17 protein-coding genes are annotated in these 21,335 nt (G+C 50.9%); 4 read left to right on the plus strand and 13 right to left on the minus strand.

Annotated elements, in window-relative coordinates; translation table 11 throughout:
- The coding region (locus WCE05_RS23805; RefSeq protein ID WP_368816683.1) for a phosphotransferase at positions 1 to 781 on the minus strand (781 nt) is incomplete at its 3' end.
- Positions 782 to 1,440: 659 nt separating this feature from the next.
- Here WCE05_RS23805 and WCE05_RS23810 point away from each other — a divergent pair.
- Positions 1,441 to 2,373, plus strand: coding sequence for an SIS domain-containing protein (locus WCE05_RS23810; RefSeq protein ID WP_368816684.1), 933 nt, complete (start codon positions 1,441 to 1,443; stop codon positions 2,371 to 2,373).
- Positions 2,374 to 2,622: 249 nt separating this feature from the next.
- A complete protein-coding gene (locus WCE05_RS23815) occupies positions 2,623 to 3,510 on the plus strand; it encodes a CatB-related O-acetyltransferase (protein WP_368816685.1) in 888 nt (295 codons plus the stop codon).
- Positions 3,511 to 3,647: 137 nt separating this feature from the next.
- On the opposite strand, the gene kdsB is transcribed toward WCE05_RS23815, so the two are convergent.
- The 6 genes from kdsB to WCE05_RS23845 form a co-directional block, all read right to left on the minus strand.
- Positions 3,648 to 4,934: a 3-deoxy-manno-octulosonate cytidylyltransferase gene (kdsB, locus tag WCE05_RS23820; RefSeq protein ID WP_368816686.1), complete on the minus strand. Its 1,287-nt coding sequence runs from the start codon at positions 4,932 to 4,934 to the stop codon at positions 3,648 to 3,650.
- 35 nt (positions 4,935 to 4,969) lie between these two features.
- Entirely contained in the window at positions 4,970 to 5,812 is an 843-nt protein-coding gene (gene kdsA / locus WCE05_RS23825) for a 3-deoxy-8-phosphooctulonate synthase (RefSeq protein ID WP_368816687.1), read from the minus strand.
- Positions 5,813 to 5,924: 112 nt separating this feature from the next.
- Positions 5,925 to 8,174, minus strand: coding sequence for a capsule biosynthesis protein (locus WCE05_RS23830; protein ID WP_368816688.1), 2,250 nt, complete (start codon positions 8,172 to 8,174; stop codon positions 5,925 to 5,927).
- Positions 8,174 to 9,307: a CDP-glycerol glycerophosphotransferase family protein gene (locus WCE05_RS23835; RefSeq protein WP_368816689.1), complete on the minus strand. Its 1,134-nt coding sequence runs from the start codon at positions 9,305 to 9,307 to the stop codon at positions 8,174 to 8,176. Before WCE05_RS23835 ends, WCE05_RS23830 begins: the two co-directional genes overlap by 1 nt.
- Entirely contained in the window at positions 9,300 to 9,695 is a 396-nt protein-coding gene (locus WCE05_RS23840; protein WP_368816690.1) for a pantoate--beta-alanine ligase, read from the minus strand. The genes WCE05_RS23835 and WCE05_RS23840 overlap by 8 nt, the downstream gene beginning before the upstream one ends.
- Before the next feature lie 239 nt (positions 9,696 to 9,934).
- Complete coding sequence (locus WCE05_RS23845; protein ID WP_368816691.1) at positions 9,935 to 10,885, minus strand: CatB-related O-acetyltransferase; 951 nt, start codon at positions 10,883 to 10,885, stop codon at positions 9,935 to 9,937.
- A 663-nt stretch (positions 10,886 to 11,548) separates the two neighbouring features.
- Here WCE05_RS23845 and WCE05_RS23850 point away from each other — a divergent pair.
- Both WCE05_RS23850 and WCE05_RS23855 read left to right on the plus strand, forming a co-directional pair.
- Positions 11,549 to 13,219: a glycosyltransferase gene (locus WCE05_RS23850; protein WP_368816692.1), complete on the plus strand. Its 1,671-nt coding sequence runs from the start codon at positions 11,549 to 11,551 to the stop codon at positions 13,217 to 13,219.
- Positions 13,220 to 13,769: 550 nt separating this feature from the next.
- Positions 13,770 to 14,846: a right-handed parallel beta-helix repeat-containing protein gene (locus tag WCE05_RS23855; RefSeq protein WP_368816693.1), complete on the plus strand. Its 1,077-nt coding sequence runs from the start codon at positions 13,770 to 13,772 to the stop codon at positions 14,844 to 14,846.
- A 208-nt stretch (positions 14,847 to 15,054) separates the two neighbouring features.
- Here the strand turns inward: WCE05_RS23855 and WCE05_RS23860 are convergent, their stop codons facing one another.
- The 6 genes from WCE05_RS23860 to WCE05_RS23885 form a co-directional block, all read right to left on the minus strand.
- Entirely contained in the window at positions 15,055 to 15,792 is a 738-nt protein-coding gene (locus WCE05_RS23860) for a CatB-related O-acetyltransferase (RefSeq protein ID WP_368816694.1), read from the minus strand.
- Positions 15,793 to 16,225: 433 nt separating this feature from the next.
- Positions 16,226 to 17,314 (minus strand): polysaccharide biosynthesis/export family protein, encoded by a 1,089-nt coding sequence (locus tag WCE05_RS23865; protein WP_368816695.1) that lies wholly within the window; start codon positions 17,312 to 17,314, stop codon positions 16,226 to 16,228.
- Positions 17,307 to 18,413, minus strand: coding sequence for an ABC transporter permease (locus WCE05_RS23870; protein WP_368816696.1), 1,107 nt, complete (start codon positions 18,411 to 18,413; stop codon positions 17,307 to 17,309). The genes WCE05_RS23865 and WCE05_RS23870 overlap by 8 nt, the downstream gene beginning before the upstream one ends.
- Before the next feature lie 52 nt (positions 18,414 to 18,465).
- A complete protein-coding gene (locus tag WCE05_RS23875) occupies positions 18,466 to 19,119 on the minus strand; it encodes an ABC transporter ATP-binding protein (protein WP_368816697.1) in 654 nt (217 codons plus the stop codon).
- Positions 19,120 to 19,132: 13 nt separating this feature from the next.
- Positions 19,133 to 19,924, minus strand: coding sequence for an ABC transporter permease (locus WCE05_RS23880; RefSeq protein ID WP_368816698.1), 792 nt, complete (start codon positions 19,922 to 19,924; stop codon positions 19,133 to 19,135).
- 404 nt (positions 19,925 to 20,328) lie between these two features.
- On the minus strand, positions 20,329 to 21,330 hold the full coding sequence (locus tag WCE05_RS23885) for an NADP-dependent oxidoreductase (protein ID WP_225787147.1): 1,002 nt from the start codon (positions 21,328 to 21,330) through the stop codon (positions 20,329 to 20,331).
- Between the last annotated feature and the right edge of the window lie 5 nt (positions 21,331 to 21,335).

Here is a 21,335-nt window from a genome sequence, read left to right on the forward strand (position 1 = left end):
CATCGAACCCCACCCGCCCGATTTTCACCTCGCTCCAGTCGATCAGGTGCAACTGGCCCTTGTCGATGAACAGGTTCTTGCGCAAATAGTCCATGTGGCTGATGCAGCGCGGGCTGCGCCGCGCCTGGCTGGCCAGGTGACGGACCAGCGGCACGAAGCCGCTGAAACGCTCGGCCAGGCCGGCAAAACGCGCATCCTCCTGCCCCAGCTGTTGCAGCCCCGGCAGGCAACGGGCGAAGTTGAAGCGCGGGCGCAGCAGGAACCACGGCCGGAAGAAGTCCATGCTCCACAGCAGTGGCGCCTTGCCTAGCGGTTGTGCTGCCAGGTATTCATGGCTGCGGCTTTCCAGTTCCGCGATACCCAAGGCCAGTTGATGCGCGATCGCCTGCATGCGCGGCGGCTTGCCACGCACGAACTCGGTGAAGATCAGGCTCTCGAAGGGCGTTTCGATCACGCCCAGGCAGGATGGGTAGCGAAAGTGCGTGCTACCCGCCAGCATGCCTTCGGCGCGGTGGAAGCGGGCTTCCTGGCTGCTGATGAAGGCCAGCTTGCGGATCGACTTTTCCACCAACTCCACTGGCTGCCCCGTGCAGGGGTCGAGCAGGCGGTGATGGCGCACGTAATTGACGAACGACGCATTCGACGCCAGGTCCTGGCTGGTGATCGCCAACGGGAGCTCGCCCCAGTGGGGCATCAGTGCGCGCAGGTGATTTTCGAGAGGGGCCCGTTGCCAGCGGTAGAGCGTCTTGCGCTGCGCGGGCGAGGGAGAAGGGGCATTCATGACATCCAATCAGGCAGCGCCGTACGTCCGATTTGTAACTGTTCTGGTAACAATATGCTGCGTCATACGTCGGCGACACACAACGAAAAGTTTCAACAACGTATTGATTTGCAACGTCGCAGCTTGTCAGTTGCGCTGTCCGGCGGGCTGATTCAGCCACTCTGGAGCAGAGAAGAACCGCCGGCTGACGGCAGGCCCTGAGCTTTCTATCTGACAGGGAGCCCTGTGAGGGACTACCCAGCTCTCCGAACTGCCCTGCCGCGAATAGGTCGGTCCTGGCACCACCAGTCTGCGAGCAAATAACTTCTGCCTGACAGGGAACCCTGTGGGAATGAGCTTGTCCCACTGGCGATCGGTTAAGGCTTCCAACCGCCACGTGGTGTTGTGAAGCAGGCCTAGGATTGCAAGGCTCCATTTAACTGACCGGCATTGGGGCGTGCCCCGCGAATAGACTGATCCTGATACCACTGATGTATGGCAAACCGTCTTCCCATTCGCAACGTAAGCCTCCAATCAGCTGCTCAGCAGCTGCGGTTCCAGCTTCCTCCGTGACCTACTAGTCATATTTCGCTTCAATCCCCATCATCGCGCTTTGCTTATATTTGCAAAATCTTTAACATTCGCCGTTTCTCAACTATCTGCAGTCTTCAAGGACGAACATGAATCACCTCACGATTGCCAAAGAAGCCCTCATCGCTCAAGCCCAAGCCGTTACCCAGCTGGCCGAGCGCATCAATGGCGAATTCCAGAGCGCCGTCGAACTCATCCTAGGCTGCAAGGGGCGCACGGTCGTCTGTGGCATGGGCAAATCCGGCCTGATCGGCCAGAAGATGGTCGCCACCTTCGCCTCCACTGGTACCCCGAGTTTCTTCCTGCACCCAGCCGAAGCCTTCCACGGTGACCTGGGCATGCTCAAGCCGATCGATGTGCTGATTCTCATCAGTTACAGCGGCGAGACTGAGGAACTGATCAAGCTGATCCCGAGCCTGAAGTCCTTCGGCAACAAGATCATCGCGATGACTGGTAATGGCAAGTCGACCCTGGCTAAGCATGCTGATATTTGGCTGGACATTTCTGTCGAGCGCGAAGTCTGCCCGAACAACCTGGCGCCGACCACTTCGACCTTGGCCACTATGGCCATGGGGGATGCCTTGGCGGTTGCCCTGATTGACGCGATCCAGTTCAAGCCGATGGACTTCGCTCGCTATCATCCCGGCGGCAGCCTGGGTCGTAAACTGCTGACCCGTGTCAGTGATGTCATGCATTCGCCAGCGCCGTTTGTGAGCCCAGCTACCAGCTTCCATGATTGCCTGCTGGTCATGACTCAGAGCCGCCTCGGTCTGACCGTTGTTATGGATGAAGGCAAACTGGTCGGCATCGTCACAGACGGTGACCTACGCCGTGCCTTGCTGAGTAACGAAGGCGTGATCCATACCACTGTTGCTCACTTCATGACCGCTACCCCTCATACCATCAAGGAAGATGCGCAGATGTCGGAAGCGGAAGCCTATATGGTCGATAACAAGATTCGTGCGTTGGCTGTTACCAACGAGGAAGGAGTTGTTGTGGGTGTGGTTGAAATATTCGACTAACCACTAATAAATATCTGCTATGTATGGACTTCGACATGTCCCAGTCTTGTGGTATTAATAGAGCTAGTGAGTGTCACTTCGTTATTCTCTGAATGTGGACTTTGGTGCTGTCCAACGAGGTGATGCTGCCTATAGTTAGTGCAAGTAACACTCATTAAGGTTGTGAGCATTAAATTTTAATTGCGCAAGGCTTCATGATTGTGCTGTTCGGAGGCGAGTTTGAATAATAGTAGGCGAGGCAGCAAAAATATGATCAGCTCCGAGTCCAGAGTCTCGGAGGAGGCCACGCTGATAGCGCCTGTGCGGTTATATGGCAAAGTGGTAATTGATAAAAGCTCTACAGTTGGAAAATATACATATATTGGGGCGGGGACGTATGTTCAGCATAGTTCTATTGGAAACTATTGCTCTATAGCTAGAAATATTGAGATCGGAGCTAAATCTCATCCATTAACTATGCTTTCGTCTCACTCATTCCAATATAACAATAATCATTTCTCTTCGCAGCCTGGGTATAAAACTGTAAAAGTAAAAGCGCCTATAAAGGCTGGGCGTATGACAGAGATTGGTAGTGATGTTTGGATAGGTACGAAGTCTGTTATACGCGGAGGCGTTAAAATTGGTCATGGAGCAGTAATAGGTTCGAGCTCCGTCGTTACAAAAGATGTTAGACCATATGCCATCGTGGCAGGGGTGCCTGCGAAGGAAATAAGGCTGCGCTTTGATGAAGCGACTATTTCACGTTTGCTGGAATCAAGATGGTGGGAGCTTGACCCAGAGGACATGGAAGGTGTTGATTTTAATGATATTGAAAAAGCTTTGAGGGAAATAGAATCTCGACGAATCAGTTACAGGAAATCAATAATCGATTCTCTCCGCGCCTCGCTAAAAAATACAGTGAGTAGCAAGAGTGGAATAATTTGGTTTGATGTTGATAAGTCATATGCGGAGCCAGAAATCTTAAAGGAATTTGACACTGTTAATGTTGTTGAATCATTTTTTGGTGCGGGTGTCTTTGATGTTGAGAATTCTTGGTATAATGCAAAGAAAAATCTCTTCGCCTTAAAGATTTCTGGGGTGTCGGGGGAAATTCCTGAGGGAACGGTAACGTTCACTTTTAATAGGGTTGGTGACTAATGGGTTGGGTGAATTTATAATTTTGTGGTGTTTTTAGAATTAGAATTCATGCTTGCTCAAATCATGAGGCTTAAAAATACCTCCACCTCGCACAGATCCATACATACGAATTTGTGCGAGGGAGAGGTGATTACTGCTTACTGCGTCATCTTTGCCATTACTTGCGCATAGCCAGCTGCTGTGCCTAATACGGCATCTTTGCCCTGCGCAAACAGAATGGCATCTGCCACTTCGCGGAATGCGCCAGTACCCCCTTTAGCATTCAGCGTATGGGTGGCCGCTGCCTTGACATACGTAGGTGCATCCGCCACAGCAAACGATAGGGCGCAAGCTGTGAATGCCGGCAGATCGATGGAGTCATCGCCTATGCATGCCGTTTGTGCAGCGCGGACACCTGCTTCGGCCATCAACTGGTTGCAGGCGGCCTGCTTGTCCTTCACACCGAATTGACAGAGGGTAATGCCCAGGTCTGCAACGCGCTTGCGCAAGGTCGCCGAGTCACGACCCGAGAGTACCGCTACGCGAACACCGCTTTCTTCCAGCAGACGCATACCCATGCCATCGCGTACGTGGAAGCGCTTGATGCATTCACCGGTGGCATCGTAATAAATACCGCCATCGGTAAGTACGCCATCCACATCGGTAATTACCAGGCGGATGTCATTGAGCGACGGTTTTGGAGCAGGAGGTTGGCCGCTCATCAGCGCACGAACATGCTCTAGGCATTCCGGAGTATCGACGCCTGGGCCAGTAGGTTCTACCAGGTAGGCGCGAATACAATAACCTGCAGCCATCAGCCTCAATTGCTCAAGCTTCTCTGCATGCTCCAGCATGGGTTGCGGTAGGCTGCTGTAATCGGCCAGCACTTCGCGACGGTAGCCATACACACCGACGTGCTTGAGATAGTTGGTGACTTCGCCGTCACGTGGGTAGGGGATAGGCGAGCGGCTGAAATACAATGCATTGCCGTTATTGGCAAGTACCACTTTCACGGTGTTGGGGTTGCTGGCTTCGTGCGTATCGATCGGATGGCACAAGGTACCAACCTTTACGCTCGGATCGTCCAGCATACCGCTGGCGAGCGCTTCGATGTCGGCCGGCCGCACCAGCGGCTCATCACCTTGTAGGTTGATGTAGATATCTGCATCAACCTGGGTCATGACCTCCGCCAAGCGGTCGGTACCAGATGGGTGATCTGGCGAGGTCATGACGCATTCGCCACCAAACTCTCGTACCGCTTGCGCAACGCGCTCATCATCGGTAGCAATGACCACTACTTGGACATTACCGACCTGTAGGGCGCGCTCGTAGACGTGCTGCACCATGGGCTTCCCGGCAATGTCGGCTAGTGGTTTGCCGGGTAGACGAGTTGAGCCATAGCGGGCCGGAATGACAATCGCGACCCGTTGTTCTGGGCTTGCCATGTTTACAATCCTTGCGTCTTAAAGAGGCATAGCTTTTAGCGGATGTTCAACACTGGGAACGATTTGACCAAATCATCCAGGGCCTTGATTTGCGCCAGGAAGGGTTCCAGTTGGTCCAGTGGCAGGGCGCTTGGGCCGTCGCATTTGGCTTGATCCGGGGTCGGGTGTGCTTCTAGGAACAGGCCTGCCAGGCCAACACCCATACCGGCACGGGCCAGTTCCACTACTTGCTCTCGACGGCCGCCGGATGCTGCGCCCGAAGGGTCGCGCTGCTGCAGGGCGTGGGTCACGTCGAAGATGATTGGCAGGTCTTCGCAGGTACGCTTCATCACTCCGAAGCCGAGCATGTCTACCACCAGGTTGTCATAACCCAGGCAGGTGCCACGGTCGCAGAGAATCAGTTGATCGTTACCGGCCTCCTTGAACTTGTGCACGATATTCTGTACTTGCGATGGGCTCAGGAACTGCGGTTTCTTGATGTTTACTGGTTTACCGGTTTTGGCCAGAGCCATGACCAGATCAGTCTGGCGTGCCAAGAACGCAGGCAGCTGCAGCACGTCTACCACCTCGGCAACCGGTGCGGCCTGGTAGATCTCATGGACATCGGTGATCACTGGAACGCCGAATTCAGCCTTCACTTTCTCGAAGATGCGCAGGCCTTCTTCCATGCCTGGGCCACGGTAGGAGTGAATGGAAGAACGGTTGGCCTTATCGAAGCTTGCTTTGAACACATACGGGATGCCCAGCTTCTCGGTGGCGCGAACGTATTCTGCACAAGCGGTCAGAGCTAGATCCAGAGACTCTAGAACGTTAATGCCGCCGAATAGGACAAAAGGAGCAGTGTTGGAGCATTCGATAGTGGGGGTGATTTTGATCATCTGGATACCCAGCAAAATTATAAGATTTTGAATATATACTCGGGTTAATATTTAAGCCGAGTATATATGATTGTCTTGGTGGATTGTTTGTTGTACGATATATGTCGGTGTATTAGTTTAGCCAATCGGCGAGCCAGTCGTGAATTCCCGCAGTATCACTTGCAGGAATAGAATATTTGTTAACGTAGTAGTGTAGAAGTTTTCGTGTGCGCTGACGATCGAAATTTAGGTCACCACTAAGGCAGGTTTTTAGCTCGCCAATAGTACGTGGGTAAGCTGAAACAGCATAAGAGTAGTCGCAGTCACCCGTAATAACAACTGGGCGACCATGTAGCAAAGCTTCCAGGCCAACACCGGAGTTAACCGTGAACACAGCTTTTGCGCCTCCGATCAGGTCATGAACTGAGGCGTCGGACAATTCAATCGCGTTGCTGCTAGAGAGCGATTCAAGCGTTCTTTGAACTTCCATGCTGTTACAGTATGGGTGGCGTTTAACTCGAACTTTTGTCGAGCTTCCGAAATAGTGTTCGGCAACGGTGCGGACAAGTTCGACTCCGGTGATACTAGCGAGCGCTGCTACGGTATCTGTGGGGATTTGCATCGCTACAAACACGTAATCGTCCTCGAATGTAACTCGTTCGAGAGTTTGCGAGTACTTAGATACGTTGTTGTGCACGTAGGTTTCGCGCAGTTCTCGCTCATTATCTGCTAACGCTTGCTCTGAGCAATCAAGACTAAATAGTTCAATTGGTGCGTGAATCGTTGCTAGAGATGAGTAGCCAGCAAAACCCTGGTGGTCCATGCTACAACGGCCTGCCAGTGGAACTTCTTGAATATGCAGGTGATTACTGTTCAGCGGAGCGTTAGTGTGATAACTGACGACCTTTGCTCCGGGAATTCGTGGATCACAATTCCTCCAATTCCACTGATGCCTTGGAACCAATATTAAGTCACTTCGCCCCATCAGATAGCTGTAGACGTTAGACAGGAATTCACGGACTGTAGCGTAGCTTGGCTTTTCCTCGGTAGGTGCAGCAAAGAACACAGTCGGAATAAAGACCTCTACAACTTTAGAAAGATCGATGTTCTCGATTTCTATATCTACGATTGAACCGTTTTTCAATCCATACAAGTGCGGAGAGGTTTCATTAGCGCTCGCTGCCTCTACCAAGGGGCGGGCATGCCCTAGATTATAAAGGACAGTATTTAGCCACGCCTGGTTTTCGCTGGAAACAGGTTCGTTTCCCGACTTGTTCCGATTGATTATTTGCTGCGCCTCAAATAGCCAGCGGCACTTTATGGCGACCTTTACCTGCTCGGTCGGATTCATGCCTTTTCTGCCTTTTTCTGCAGCAATAAGCTCGCGCGCCTGGTTTCGTGCCGCTAGTGTTTCATCACGCAAGTCAGGAAAGAATGGAGTTGCGCGATTTATCATCGGCATAAACTTCATCAGTACTTCTCGTGGGAACTCTAGGATGCCCAAGAGCGTATCACGCGCATTATCAAATAGCGCATGGTCAATTTCGAAGGAAAGACGCCTTACTGAGCCATAAGCAGGGTATACTGCTTGCGCGGCACACAAATACGAATACGCACGTGCTACCTGAGTATCATCCCGCAACATATCACTGATCCGCATTAGCAGTTTACGCTCCGACGGATGTTCAATTTGTGCGGCAATCAAAACGCCAAAAGCCGCCAACTGATTACGGTTCGAGTTATAAGCGCTCGCAAGCATCAGGCGATAGTTAAGTTTTGAGGACACGCTTTCGGGAAAGGAGTTAATTGCTTCGATCAGTTTTTCGTGTTGATTGAGCTGGCTGTAAGTGCGCGCGAGGATATTGTAGTTTGTAATATTTTCTGGGTTGTTTTTTATTGCTTGGTGTGCTTGTTCAGCAATTATATTAAGCCAAGAGGCGTCATTGCCAGCCATGAGCAATGAACTTTCCAAGTCGTCAGTTGGTACCCGCGGCCTGGGCTTTATAGTATTGGATTTTTTGGGCTTGGAAATTGGGGGGGCGATACGATATTGCAACATAGCGTCAAGAACCGGGCCGCAGGATGGGGCCTGTTCAAGCGTCTCTATAGCGTCTTCAGTTGCTCCGCGTGCAGCTAAGATTTTAGCTTTTTCCAAATAACCGAATGAATTAGACGGGTATCTTTCAATGGCATAGGTCGAAAAGCGAAGCGCTGCATCATAATCGTTTTGAGTGATAGCTGTAAGAACGGCTTGTCTTAATTGGCCTAGCGATACATTCAAACGCAACAGCCTATCGGTACAAGCAAGACTTGCACGATGCGCGCCAAATTTGGAAAGCAGGAATATTGCTTTTACAATGAGGTGTCGCTGGATAGATTGCATTATTTTTGTTCGCCCTGATTTTTCTTGGCAATAGCCAATTGTCGCTTGGTTTTATAATATTCCTTTAGTTCCTTGCGTACATAGGATTGAGGCTGGCTAGGCGTGAACTCACCTTTCCATAATCTAATCAGTGCATCATGTGCCAAACCTAAAGAGTTTTTGGTGTCGGTAAACAAAGTATCGCGAAGGGCTCCATACTGTTCAATGTATTTTTCTGGACTTTTCGCAATCTCTTCGACACCAGCCCTTAGCGCCTCAGGTGACTTGACTGTGAGTCCCAGGTCCTCGCGGCGGGAATATTCTAGACTATACTCATCGATCTTTTTTCCGCCCATCTGCTCAGCAAGATCGGCGTCAAGCAACACTATGGGTTTTTTGCAGTAGATTGCGTCAAAAATGGCGCCGCTGTAATCCGAGATTACAATGTCGGAAATCGAAAGAAGTTCTAGAAGGTCATCATTTGCCCCGAAGTGGCAAATGGCACCCATGTCCATTTTGCTCTTTCGTTCACTTTCAAGAAGCTCTGTATTGTGATGCATCTTCATCAAAACGTTAAAATTTTCAGCCAAATCATAAATGGCATCAACGTATTTATCTACGCTAGATAGTTCGCCCCATGTCGGTAGGTAGAGAACAGTTTTTCGACTGGGGTTTAATTTGCCAGCATGCTTCAACTTGGCAGACTGATGAAAGCTATCAATATGCCAATCGTCGTATCGAGGATTACCAACGGAGGTGGTAGGGCTAAAGTAATCGATTCGTTCAGACGCGTAGGGCCCATAGGTCAAGCAAACATCTGCGAAGGCACGCCATGGGCCGTAGTTGTGTGGCTCCTTCGCATATCCGTACTGAATCATCGCAATCTTTGATTTCTCAATAGCTTCAATACGAGAAAACGGAGTTTGACAGACAATAATGTCAAAGACGCCGTCAAGCGATGCCATTTTGGCGCGATCCCACACCATGATTGGTGTCTTTGGATTTTTCAGAACATCATCGCTGAATTCAGAGATAAAGTCTTTGCGCTTTTCAATAACGAAGCAAGCCCCAGGGAAGGTGCTTGCCAGCTTTTGAATATGAAGGAACTGAAAAGGGTTCCATCCCACGAACCCAATTCGGGGAAGGTTACCCATACTTCTTGATCTCAGCTATCAATTGAGTTGTGGAAATACCATCGGTGCGAGGCAGATAAATAACTTCGCACAGAGACTTATATTCGTCAAAACGGCCCTCCCAGTCATTGCCCATGACCAAAACGTGAGCACCGAACTCTTTGATATATTGAGCTTTAAGTTCTAGTGACTCCTCGATGAATACTTCATCTACGCAGGCTAGGGAAGCGATAATATCGCGACGCTCGGCTTCTGGATAAACCGGGTTGCGTTGTTTTTTTGAGAAATTCAACGCGTCAGAAGAAACGCCGACAATCAGTCTGTCACCTTGAGCACGGGCGCGCTGCAGGATCCTAACGTGACCGATGTGAAGCACATCGAAAGTGCCGAAGGTGATTACTGTTCTCATAACTATCCCTATCGTATTTGCGGTTGCGTTACATGGGCCTACACATGGCCTTGCTATCGAGCTGAAACTGACAAGTACCTTGTCCAATAGCTTCAGTCTTTATCCCCGGTTGGGAATGGGCACCGCTCCCAGCTTTGGATAAATCCATGTGCAGCACAAGCACCTATCAAGCTAACTACTCGACTGCATCGAACGTCCCCATTGGGGACGCTCTGTTTGATGACTCGTCGGTTTGCTTACTAGTTTGGCTGAGGGCTGGCTGTACCAAGCTTGAACTTGAACTTTTTCTTGAAAATTTTTCCTTTGTAGGGTTTATCTTCTACTAGAAATGTGAGGCGGTACCTGCCGCGCTTGACATCATACGATGCGCTCTCAATCGGGTAGGTACCGGGAGATAGCAATTCTGAGGTGTCGTCCGGCCCTGCTTCATGTGCAACGATCTCGATCGATGTAAATCGATCGAGAGCATCTAGGTCGGCATAGGCTGTTGGAGTCGTGAACCACACAATACCAGATGCGGTACCACTAGCATTATTAGTTAGCGTGCGTGCAAGAGCGCTGCGGTTTCGAAGATTGATATGCAGTTTAATAGCACTGATTTTATCCAGCGCTTCATGAACATCTTCAAAATTGACATCAAGCATGTCTTTGGGCTCAAGGTCCCACCACTTACTAGCCAAAAGTCTATCGATAGTCGCCTCATCAAACCGATAGCGAATGATTTGAGCAGGAACTCCACCGACGATGGCATATGGTGGCACATCTTTGGTGACGACAGCTCCTCCGGCAACTACGGCTCCTGTGCCAACCGTCACACCTTGGCAGATCATTGCACCTGCTCCAATCCATACATCATGACCAATTACCGCGGGATTTGAGATTGGCCCTTTTACGCGCTGATGAACTAAATAGTCCTCAAGCTCAGTAAAGTGATTGGTATTGTACTGAAAGGGATGACAACTCAAATAATGGGTTGGATGATTGATTGGGCTTATTTCCGCATTGCGCGCAATTGAGCAGTAATTGCCAATGGTTACACCTCGGCCTATGTAGCCGTCGCGCCCAATATAAGTATATTTTCCGATTTGAGCCTTCGCGTTAACTGTGACGGCACCGTAAAGCTTTACTGGGGAGACTAAAACGGCATCCTCGGAAATGGTTGCAAGCTTCGATATTAACTTATCTTCCATGAGTTAAATTGCTCTAAATCAAAAATGCTTTCAGCATAAAACAAAAAATAAGGGTGTTCCGATAGCGTCAAATCGACAATTTTATCGATGTGTCAAATTTATGTCAAGCATATAGTGTCCTTATGGTAGTTATGGTAGTGAGGTAGTTATAAGAAGCCGGAAATGGACTCTGGCTGATGGCATTTTGCGTCTGCGCTGACGTCGGGCTGTCTTGGTAGATGACTCTGCCCCTGCTCGCGAGCGTGGGGGTGTGGAGGGTTATGTTTTCATAATTTTTTACGAAAAATCTATAAAAATCGGCGAAAATTTAGAGGTTTTGTGAGAGTTTTTGCTTTTTGCCTTGTCACTGGAGGGCTTTCTGGAGATATATAAGGAAAGCCTTGGAATGTGGCAAATGGCCATGATTGGTATGCCTGATGTTATTTTTACCTAGTTCCTCTTTTAAAATCTTTTAGGGGTGGGCAGCGGGCAGGAAGGAGACAGCGGGCAGAGAGAGAAGTTCAATAGATTGCGCTGCCAATAATATGGCGCCTGTATTTTGGCGGTGCGTCTGTAAGTCCACTAATCATGTAGTGGCATGCCTATAATTTCTACGAGCAGCTCCGATCGTACTTATGCACTTTCGATGGGGGCTTAGCAAAAAAAGTCATAAGGGTTGAGTCTGTGAGTCAAGTAATTTCTATTTTATATCAATTAGCTGAACAGGGCGGGGGAGTGACGCGGGTGTCTCTGGGGAGGACGGCAGCCTTATCTAAATCAGGGTTACTCGCTCGCGTTGCGCTATTGGATTACGATGAGAAGCTAGATAAGACATTCAAGCAGCTTGTTATGCAAGGTAGGGTTTGCAAAACACTGCAGGTTCTGAATTTTTATAAGTGGTTTTCCTACAGGGCTTCTTGTTTGGCTTCAGATAAAGATGCAAGTGCTAATTTAGACACTCTGGTGCATTTGCGTGTTAAGGTTAAAAGGCGTGTTGATCATATTAATTCCACAGGTCTATGCGTAGTAAGATATATGACCGAGGCTGGGCTTATTTTTTTAGAGGAGTTCGTCAAGCCCGGCAACGTCGTTGTTATGGTTATGATTTCTATGCCTGGAACTGGTCCATTAAAATTCAATTCGCTGGCATCGGCTCATGCTTATTGGCTTAAGTGCTTGTCTGAGGAGTGTCTTCCCAGCTTCCTGGTTGCCGATTCTATTGGGGCTGCCGATAGCATTTGCATGATAGAGAGAGAGGGGGTGTTCCGCATACTGATGATGCACAGTAATCATTTGCTTAAGCCGTACGTGGTGGGAGGTAAGGTTGCGCCGAAGTATGATGGCGTTATCCGTGGGATACCAAGTTGTGATCGCTTGGTCGTTCTGACGTCAGGGCAGATGCGTGATCTACAAGAGCAGTTTCCATCGGATAAATATTCTGTAATTGGAAATCTAGTCACCATTTCACCTGACGTAACTGATGTTAAGCGTGAAGAAAATCTTGCAGTCATTGTTTCTCGGCTTCATGGGATAAAGCGGATCAAGGCAATTATTAGTGTATTCGCGCGTGTGGTAGAGCTAAACTCTGCTGCACGACTTGAGATTTGGGGGACAGGAGAGCAGGAGGAGGCGATTAGAGAGCATATAGAAAAGCTGGGTTTGCAGGAGGTTGTAAAGTTGATGGGGTTTGCGACGGATGTTTCCGTCGTTTTCCGGCGTGCCAGTGTCAGTTTGGGGATGTCGGCTACTGAGGGGTTTGGGATAAGTTTTGCTGAGTCTTTGGGGTATGGGACTCCTCTTGTTTCAACGAAAACTAATTATGGACCATCAGAGATTGTTACTAATGGTGTTGATGGATATATTGTAGATTCCGAAGATGAGTTTGTGGAGAAGGTTTGTTTGCTGTTGGGTAACAGGGAGTTGGTCGAGAGAATGGGGCGGGCGGGGCGGCTAAGTGCGGAAAGATATGGGGCTAAGACGATAGTTAATCTTTGGTTGGAGCTGTTTGAGTTTTTGTTGAGTTCACCTTCTGGTCGTGTTGATGCTCTTTTGCCCGACGGGCCGGTACTGCAAAATGCAATGTCAAGCCGGTTTGGGTGGATATATTTATCAAAATTTGATGGCGACAGTGTTCGGGAAAGCTTCTTGAGGTCGGTTAGTAGGGCGCGAGTGATAGATGTCTGCCGTGATGTAGAAGTTTTCGGCGAATTTATTTCCTTGTCGACAGGGGACTATGAAATAGACGAAATGATTTTTGATGGTGAGAGACAGAGATATAAGTTTCGTCTTATGAGGGACGGGAAGCCATATTGTGGGGTGATTGCAGGTCAGGCGGTTAAATTCATTCTGATGTGACTTGTTTCAAATACTTTTCATTGCTTTCGGAGGGGGTTTTAGCTGGCATATGAATTTCCCTTATTAGTAGTAGGGCGGATTTATTGGACTGCTTGGATCTAGGCTAACTGACATCGTTTCGTCATGGGGATCGGGTAGAACTGAGCTCGAATGCAATTTCGAGTCTTAGGTTTGCTTGGATCGGCCTGTCGGTCTTGCGATGGAGGAAAGCTGCATGGGAATCTCGCTTTGGGGGCTTTGTGGGGGGGGGGCGCTATGTTTCTTTGTTGTGATATCTTCATCATTGCTTGGCTGGATTCTTCATTTGCGAACTGAGAAAGATATTGATTATTAGGCGTGTTGTTCTGTTCTTGGTTTAATGGAGTGGTCTGTTCGTGTAGTTAAGATTTGGAGGCTTAGTGTTTATTGGGGTGGTTGTTTTTGGGGCGTTTGTTGTTGGTATTCAGAGTGGCTATTAGTTTGATGAAGAGCTAATGGGGATTTTTTGGATGGTGAGAGGTCAGCTTTTGTATTAGTTGACTGCTTGTTTGGGGGGATTATGAGGAAAACTTTGTATTTTTTATTGGCGCTGGGCGGTGGAGCGTTTTTGGTCAGCCCCCTTGGAGTGCTAGCTGCAGACATTAGTAATCGTTGCACTTCGCCTAAGAGAGTTGTAGGTAATGTGAAGCTGCAAGCAGATTGTATTTATTATCAGTCTTTCGAGATATCAAGAAGTGACACTAGTTTAGACTGTGATGGTGCGATTCTGGATGGTGAGCATTCACGTGCGATTGGTGTATCGGTTAATGGTAGAGGCAGGCCGATAGAAAATATAAAAATATCAAATTGCCGAATAGTAAATTTTAGGAATAGGGGGGTTAGTATTACCTCTGGCGTTCGTATTAATGAGTTCTCGTCAGACATATCGGAAAATTACAAAATCGCTCCTAGAAATGTTGTATTGGATGGTGTAAAGGTCTTGAGAAGTGGGCGTGGAGGGGTCTATTTTGAAAGCTATGTCACTGACTCAGTACTTAAAAATTCTATAGTTAAAGATTCGGGTAAGGTTGGAGTGTACTTGGATCAGGGGAGTCAGCGTATAAGTATTTTGAATAATGTTATTCAGGGGAATGGGGTGAATGGCCGGCGGGAGGGGGTGGCTATAGACTCGTCTGCTTATAATGTTATTGAGGGTAATAAATTTTTAGGTAATGCTGGTGGAGGGATTTTTCTATATAAGAATTGTGGGGAGAATTTCAAAACGGGAAAGTCGGCTATTCGGTGGCAGTCTAGTGATCATAATGTAATTAGGAACAATTTATTTTCACATGAGCCAGTGGGTGTCTGGATAGCATCAAGGCAAAGCAGAGATTTGAGTAAGTGGGGGTGCGGCGATCCGGCGTTAGATGATAAAGGTCGATTTTACAGAGACTATGCTAACTTTAATGTTGTTGAAGGTAATGAATTTTGTGGCTCGCGTATTGGGGTAAAAATTGAGGGGGACAACAACGTAGTTGTCAAGAATCGGATGGGGAAATCAGTTAGGCAGCATGTGGTTGAGCCATACAAAGATATGCTTAAGCCTGATGGGTATAAGAATCTTGGGAATAAAGTGAAAGAAAATGAGATTTTCTCTTGCTCTAGATGATCTCATTGGGGCAAAGAGCTGTTTTGCTCTTGAGGCTTCTGCTTAGGTTATCTAGCTAGTGTCCCGAATGGGTAGGGTAGTTCGTTAATCTAAAAGCCTCGGAACCATTGGGTGAAGCAAGTTAAGTAGATAGCGAATTAACCGCTTAGTGCGCTACTAGATAAATCAAGGCTTTTTGATTGGCCTTGATTTATCTTTGGTGTAAAACTTATGCTGATCTAGCAGAAAGCTTATTATTTGCCTCGGCCCCGTTGATGCTGATGGGGGCGCGGTCGATCAACTCAAGCTCTCCGCGTAATTCCATTTCTTTGATTTGCTTTATGGCTAATTCAACGTTGTCAAAATCAACGCCAAGTAGAGAGTCTGCGTCAAATCGCCACCACTTTAGCTCTAATAGTTCTTGAATTGTTTGTTCGTCGAATCTGTACTTTATTATTTTTGCTGGGCAGCCAGCAACAACTGCATAAGGTGGAACATCTTTGGTGACAACGGCCCCGGCACCAACCACCGCCCCATCAAAAATTTTAACTCCTGGCATAATTGTTGCGTTTGCTCCTATCCAGACGTCATTTCCAATCTCACTTGCGCTTGGCTTTTTCTGTTTCATTTTTTTGAAAGGGAAATCTTTTTTCTTTGTCCACGCTTTAAATACGGATCCGGTGCCGTACTGAAAAGGATGACTAGACAACCACGTCATCACATGATTGGAGTCTCCCGCCGTAAAGCCTGGTGCAATAGAACAGTATCGACCAATTCTTTTCAGGGCTGGGCCTATCCTGCCACCCCTCATATACGAGTATGCACCAATAAAACCTTTCATATTGGTATCGGTACCAATCAGGACAGGTGGTTCGCACTGTAATATCGAGGCGGTACCTATGGTACCGCCTCCAGCGATGTAGATGCCTTTGTTTTTGAGCTCACTCTTTAACTCTTTGTTAATCACCGGCTCCAGCTCCTTCAACGTGAGTCAATATTTTGGCCCGTAATGGAATTAAGGGCACGTGTGGGCAGAGCGGCAATGTATCTCGCAAAATGCGTTTTTACAACAGCAGATGCTTGATTCGAGTGGCTCTCGATTGAGTTTTCCAGATTGGGGCAGCTTTGGTGTGGTGGTGTTTGAATCATGTGCGCCCTGAATAAGGTTAACCTTGGAGGTTTGTCGACGAAGCTTACGGAGTCGTGTGTTATTGGAGGGGCGCTGAAGTTATTTAAGTGGTTCTGAGCCTATTTGTCATAAGAAATTTTCTTTTATCATCGCTTCTTAAAACTAGGTTAAGGAAAGGTGAGGCGTTGTAGTTTAAAGGGGCAGCCCTGAAGGCGGCAGGGCTGGTTTTTGTGGGCTTCAAAAGTTCTTTTTTATTTTGGAGTTTAGCTAATTACTGAACGCCGGTGGCGCGTCCCAGTAACATGGTTTGAACGATTGGGCTAATAACTTTTTGCCATTCATGTACTGCTGCGTTGGTTACATAGATTGTGTCGTCTGGTTTGATCATGATTTGACGTGCATAGAATATAGCTGTTGGTTCACGCATATTCAGACGCATCACGACCGGTTTTGCATTCTCTTCTGTGCCCATGCGGAATACAAATACGCCTTCAGGATTCGCGCTACCTTCTTTCAATCCGCCGACACTGCTTAAGGCATCGAGTAGGCTTGTGTATTGTGCTGGCATATCTTTTAAGCCAGGCTCTGCGACAGCTCCCATAGCCACAAAGCGCTGGCGTGCTCGATCCAAGACGACTTCGGAGTTTGGACGCAGCACCATATTGTTGCCTGCCAGTACGTCTTCATAGTTGAACTGCTGAACTTGGCTACCAGTCCGCACGGTGACATTGACCAAGTGTGGTTCCATCACCGGGCCGCCGGCCTGATTCACAGCATCCAGCAGAGTCAGGGGACCTTGAAGGGTGCTGAATCGGCCTGGAGCTTTGACGGCGCCAGCTACCAGTACCGAGCCAGATAGGTCGCCGACCAATTCGACGTGGGTTTGCACGTCAGTGGTGATGCCCTTGAGTTGGCGACGAATCATGTCCTCGACCTCATTGAGGGTCATGCCAGCGACGAACTGGCGACCGACATAAGGCAGCGATAGCATGCCTTTAGCGTCAATGCGGGACTTGAGCTGGGTACCACCGGTAGCCAGTGGAGCGAACAGCGCCGAGCCTTCCGGTGCGGTGTCGGCGATCAGCACGTTGAGGGTATCGCCAGGCATCAGCCGAACTTCTGGTGGCAAGGGCTTAGTCACGGTGGCGAGTGGCGGGCGCACGGCGCCACGCATGTATGGGCCGATGGTGCTGGCATTGATATCTACAAGGTTATAGGCCTCGGTCTTGCTTTCTATCTCGCCCTTATAGGGACCGGCACCCGACAAGGTGCCGCCACATCCGGCTAGCCCCAAGGTTGCCAAGGCCAGCGCAGCCAGTTTCAGGTTGAGCTTGTGGGGGACAGCTATGGATTTAATCACGATGATCCTCGATCGAAGCCAGGATGAAGCGGGTGATGCCGTACACCATCAGCAGGCCAAGCAGGATGGTTGCCAGGTTGTACAAGCGCTCCGGGTACAGGGCGAGTTGCGGGGTATTGGGGCTGACCACGGTGACCAGGGTGCGGATCTTCTTGCTGGCCTCGATGCGAGCGTTGTCCAGCGCAGCGACGGCGGTCTTGTAGGTTTCTTCCGCGATGCCGGCGTCGAGCGTCAATTGCTGATAGCGCGAGGCGACCACGTTGAGTTGTGAGCCCTGTGGCGAGGAGACGAGCAGGCGTTTTTCCTTGGCCAGTTGCTGGGTGATGGCTTCGACCTTCTGCTTCTGCTGGCGGATCTGCGGGGCGTCGGCGCGTAGCTTGAAGGACATCTCGGTGAGCGCGGCCTGTTCGGCGGTGTACTGCCCTTCTAAGTTGGCGATGATGGTCGCGCGACTCTGAGCAGTATTGCCGCCGTCGAGCACCTTGTTCTCGTTCTGGAAGTTCAGCAGCTGGGTCTTGCGCTTGGAGTAGTTCACGCGTGCGGTTTCCAGCTCGCCTTGGGCGAACTTCATCTGCTCGCGGGCGATATTGTGGCTGACCTCGTTCACGAAGTGTTCGCTGGCCTGGAGAATGGTGCGCAGCATCTGCTCGGACAGCTCAGGTGTGAACGCCTGGACTTCGACGCGCAGCAGGCCAGTGGTTTCGTCGTAGTGGGCCGAAACCATACGCTGGTAGTACTCGAGTAGGTCTTCGCGTGGAGCGTCCTTGTCGAGCCAGAAGAACACATCGCGGCTCTGGTCGGCGTATTGCTCGATCCAGTGCACACGATCTTCAAGCAGCAGCATCATATCCATCGAGGTGATGTATTCACGCAGGTAGAGGGTCTCTTCCCGCGACGCTGGGTTGGTGCCAGTCAGCAAGGTGGCAAGGCCTGGTACCTGGGCCGCCTGGTTGTTCCCGTCCTGGCGGACTACTACTTGGGCGGAACTGACATAACGATCGATGGCAAAGATGCCGTAGTAGATGGCCGCAAGGACCATTGGCACGACGACCATGGCGATCGCCAGGCCCCAGCCCTTGTGTTTACCCGTACTGCTCATAGTGTGATGCATCCTTGATGTGGAACGGTGCTGCGAAGCGGTAATGGTGTGATCAGTTGTTGTAGGCCTTGATGCCTTCGGCGACGTCGTCATAGACCTGGATGCCGCCGTCACGCACCAGCAGGACGATGTCGCAGAGCTTCTCGATCTCCGGCATGGAGTGGGAAACGAGCACGACATTGGATTTCTGCAGTTTTTCCTTGAACACTGCGGCGCACTTGCGCTTGAACTGCGCATCGCCCACCGACATCACTTCGTCGATCAGGTAGTAGTCGAAGTCGAACGCCATGCTCAGGCCAAAGGCCACCCGCGAGCGCATGCCCGATGAGTAGGTCTTGATCGGCTCGTCGATCCAGTCACCGATCTCGGCGAACTCCTGCACGTAGCGGACCTTCTCGCGCATGGCATCGCCGGTGGCGCCATAGACGCGGCAGACGAACTTGATATTGTCGCGACCGGTCATGCTGCCCTGGAAGCCACCGGTCAGGCCCACCGGCCAGGAGATGCTGCGGTCGGTGACGATGGTGCCGGAGTCGGGCACATCAGCGCCGCCGAGCAGGCGCATCAGGGTCGACTTGCCAGCGCCATTGCGGCCGATCAGGCCGATGTTCTTGCCGGGCGGAATGGCCAGCGACAGGTTGCGGAAGACGTAACGCCGCCCCTTGGGCGTGAGGTACGACTTGGTGACGTTTCTGAGCTCGAACACGTGGGGCCTGTAGTTAACCGTTCTTGGTGGAAATCAGGTGCATCCTGCGGGCGCGGTAGGCGCCAAGAGACAGGAACAGCAATACCAGGGTAAAGGCGATCACATAGGTCGCGGACACCCCATCAACAGGGGTGTAATGAGGTAGTACTTCGGCGCGGATAAGTTCAAGCAAATGTAAGAAAGGATTCAGGAGTAGCAGGGGCATCATGGGCGTAGGTAAATAAGACGGTGGAAGAAGCACGCCGGAAATGAAATAGAGGGGGAAGAATGCCATGCGGATAAAGGCTTTGAGGCTCGGCAAGGCATGGGTGATTAGGGCCAGGAACATCCCCAGGCCGAAGGCGAACAGCAGACCGAGGAATAGGCTGGCGACCCACTGCAGTGGGCTGTGCACCGACATGTCGAATCCAAACCAGGCGAAGGTGAACACCAGAATGGCGTAGACCGTGGCTGCGACACAGGTTTCCACGATGACGCGGGCGACATAGGTGTCCAGGGGCTTGATCTGTTTGTAACCGAACAGCGAGCGGTTTTCTCGCAAGCTGTCCATTAGGCGCAGGGCGGTGTTGCGGTAGAGCAGGAAGGGAGCCATGCCGACCAAGATGAACACAGGGTATTCGACCCCGGAGATGGTGCGTCCGCGTAATATCGCGAACAGCAGGGAGAAAATCAGCAGGTGGCAGATGGGTTCGACCAGCATCCAGACTGCCCCCATACGACGAGCTCCAAAGCGGGCACGAGCCTCGCGCAGGACCAGAGCGAAGATGACCGATTTTTGGATCTGGAAAGAGGAGCGAGGCTTCAAGATGTTTACCGCAAAGCAAAGCAGCGCGCCTAAGCACGCCGGGGGTTCATCTTCAGGAAAGACCCGCTTCCAACTTGCGCCTGGCTAGGGAGGATCTCGGAGACTTCCATGTTCTAAGGCTCGCGAGAGTAAGCGCAGAAGGGTATAAGCGTCAAGGATATGCCATGAAACTGCTTGAAGCCCCGGGGATTAGGGGGGCTCAGATCTCCCCTTGGCCGTACATATGAAGTTGATTTGTTGCAAGTGTCATATGTCTGATTCTTGTTTTTGCGACTAACGGTTGTCAGGCGTCGGGTAGGAGCAACAGTGCTGCTTCGTATCCCCTTCGCAGCCCTTCGCGGGCAGCCGCTTGCCCTCCCGCACGACAGCGTCATCCGCACGGAGAGGCAAACAGCATCAGATTCTCACACCTTCAACACCAACTTCCCAAAATTCTCCCCACTGAACAACCTGAGCAACATCTCAGGAAACGTCTCCAACCCCTCCACCACATCCTCCTTGCTCTTCACCTGCCCGCTGGCCAACCAACCGGCGATTTCCCGCGCAGCCTTCCCATACTCCTTGGCATGGTCGAACACCACGAACCCTTCCATGCGCGCACGGTTGACCAGTAACGACAGGTAGTTGGCCGGCCCCTTGACCGCCTCTTTGTTGTTGTACTGGCTGATAGCCCCACAGATGACCACGCGGGCCTTGAGGTTCAGGCGGGTGAGCACGGCATCGAGGATATCGCCGCCGACATTGTCGAAATACACATCGACCCCCTGGGGGCATTCGCGCTTGAGGCCGGCGAGCACGTCTTCGGCCTTGTAGTCGATGACGCCATCGAAGCCCAGTTCGTCCTTGAGGTACTGGCATTTCTGCTGGCCACCGGCGATGCCGACCACGCGGCAACCCTTGAGCTTGGCGATCTGCCCGGCGATGCTGCCGACCGCGCCGGCGGCGCCGGAGATGACCACGGTTTCGCCGGCCTTGGGCTGGCCGACTTCGAGCAGGGCGAAGTAGGCGGTCATGCCGGTCATGCCCAGGGCGGAGAGGTAGCGGGGCAGGGGGGCGAGCTTTGGGTCGATCTTGTGCAGGCCCTGGGCGTCACCGGTGTAGTAGTCCTGCACGCCGAGCAGGCCGCTGACGTGATCGCCAGGCTCCAAGCCAGGGTGCCGGGAGGCGATCACTTCGCCCACGCCCAGGGCGCGCATTACCTCGCCGAGGGCGACAGGTTGAATGTAGGACTTGCCTTCGTTCATCCAGCCGCGCATGGCCGGGTCCAGGGAGAGGTACAGGTTCTTCACCAGCACCTGGCCGTCGGCAGGGGCGGTGGTAGGGACCTGTTCATAGGTGAAGTCGTCCCGGCGCACGGCACCGACCGGACGTTTGGCGAGCAGGAAGCGGCGGTTGGTCTGGGGCATTGGGG

Source organism: Pseudomonas sp. I2 (assembly GCF_040984075.1).
GTDB classification, from domain to species: Bacteria; Pseudomonadota; Gammaproteobacteria; order Pseudomonadales; family Pseudomonadaceae; genus Aquipseudomonas; species Aquipseudomonas guariconensis_B.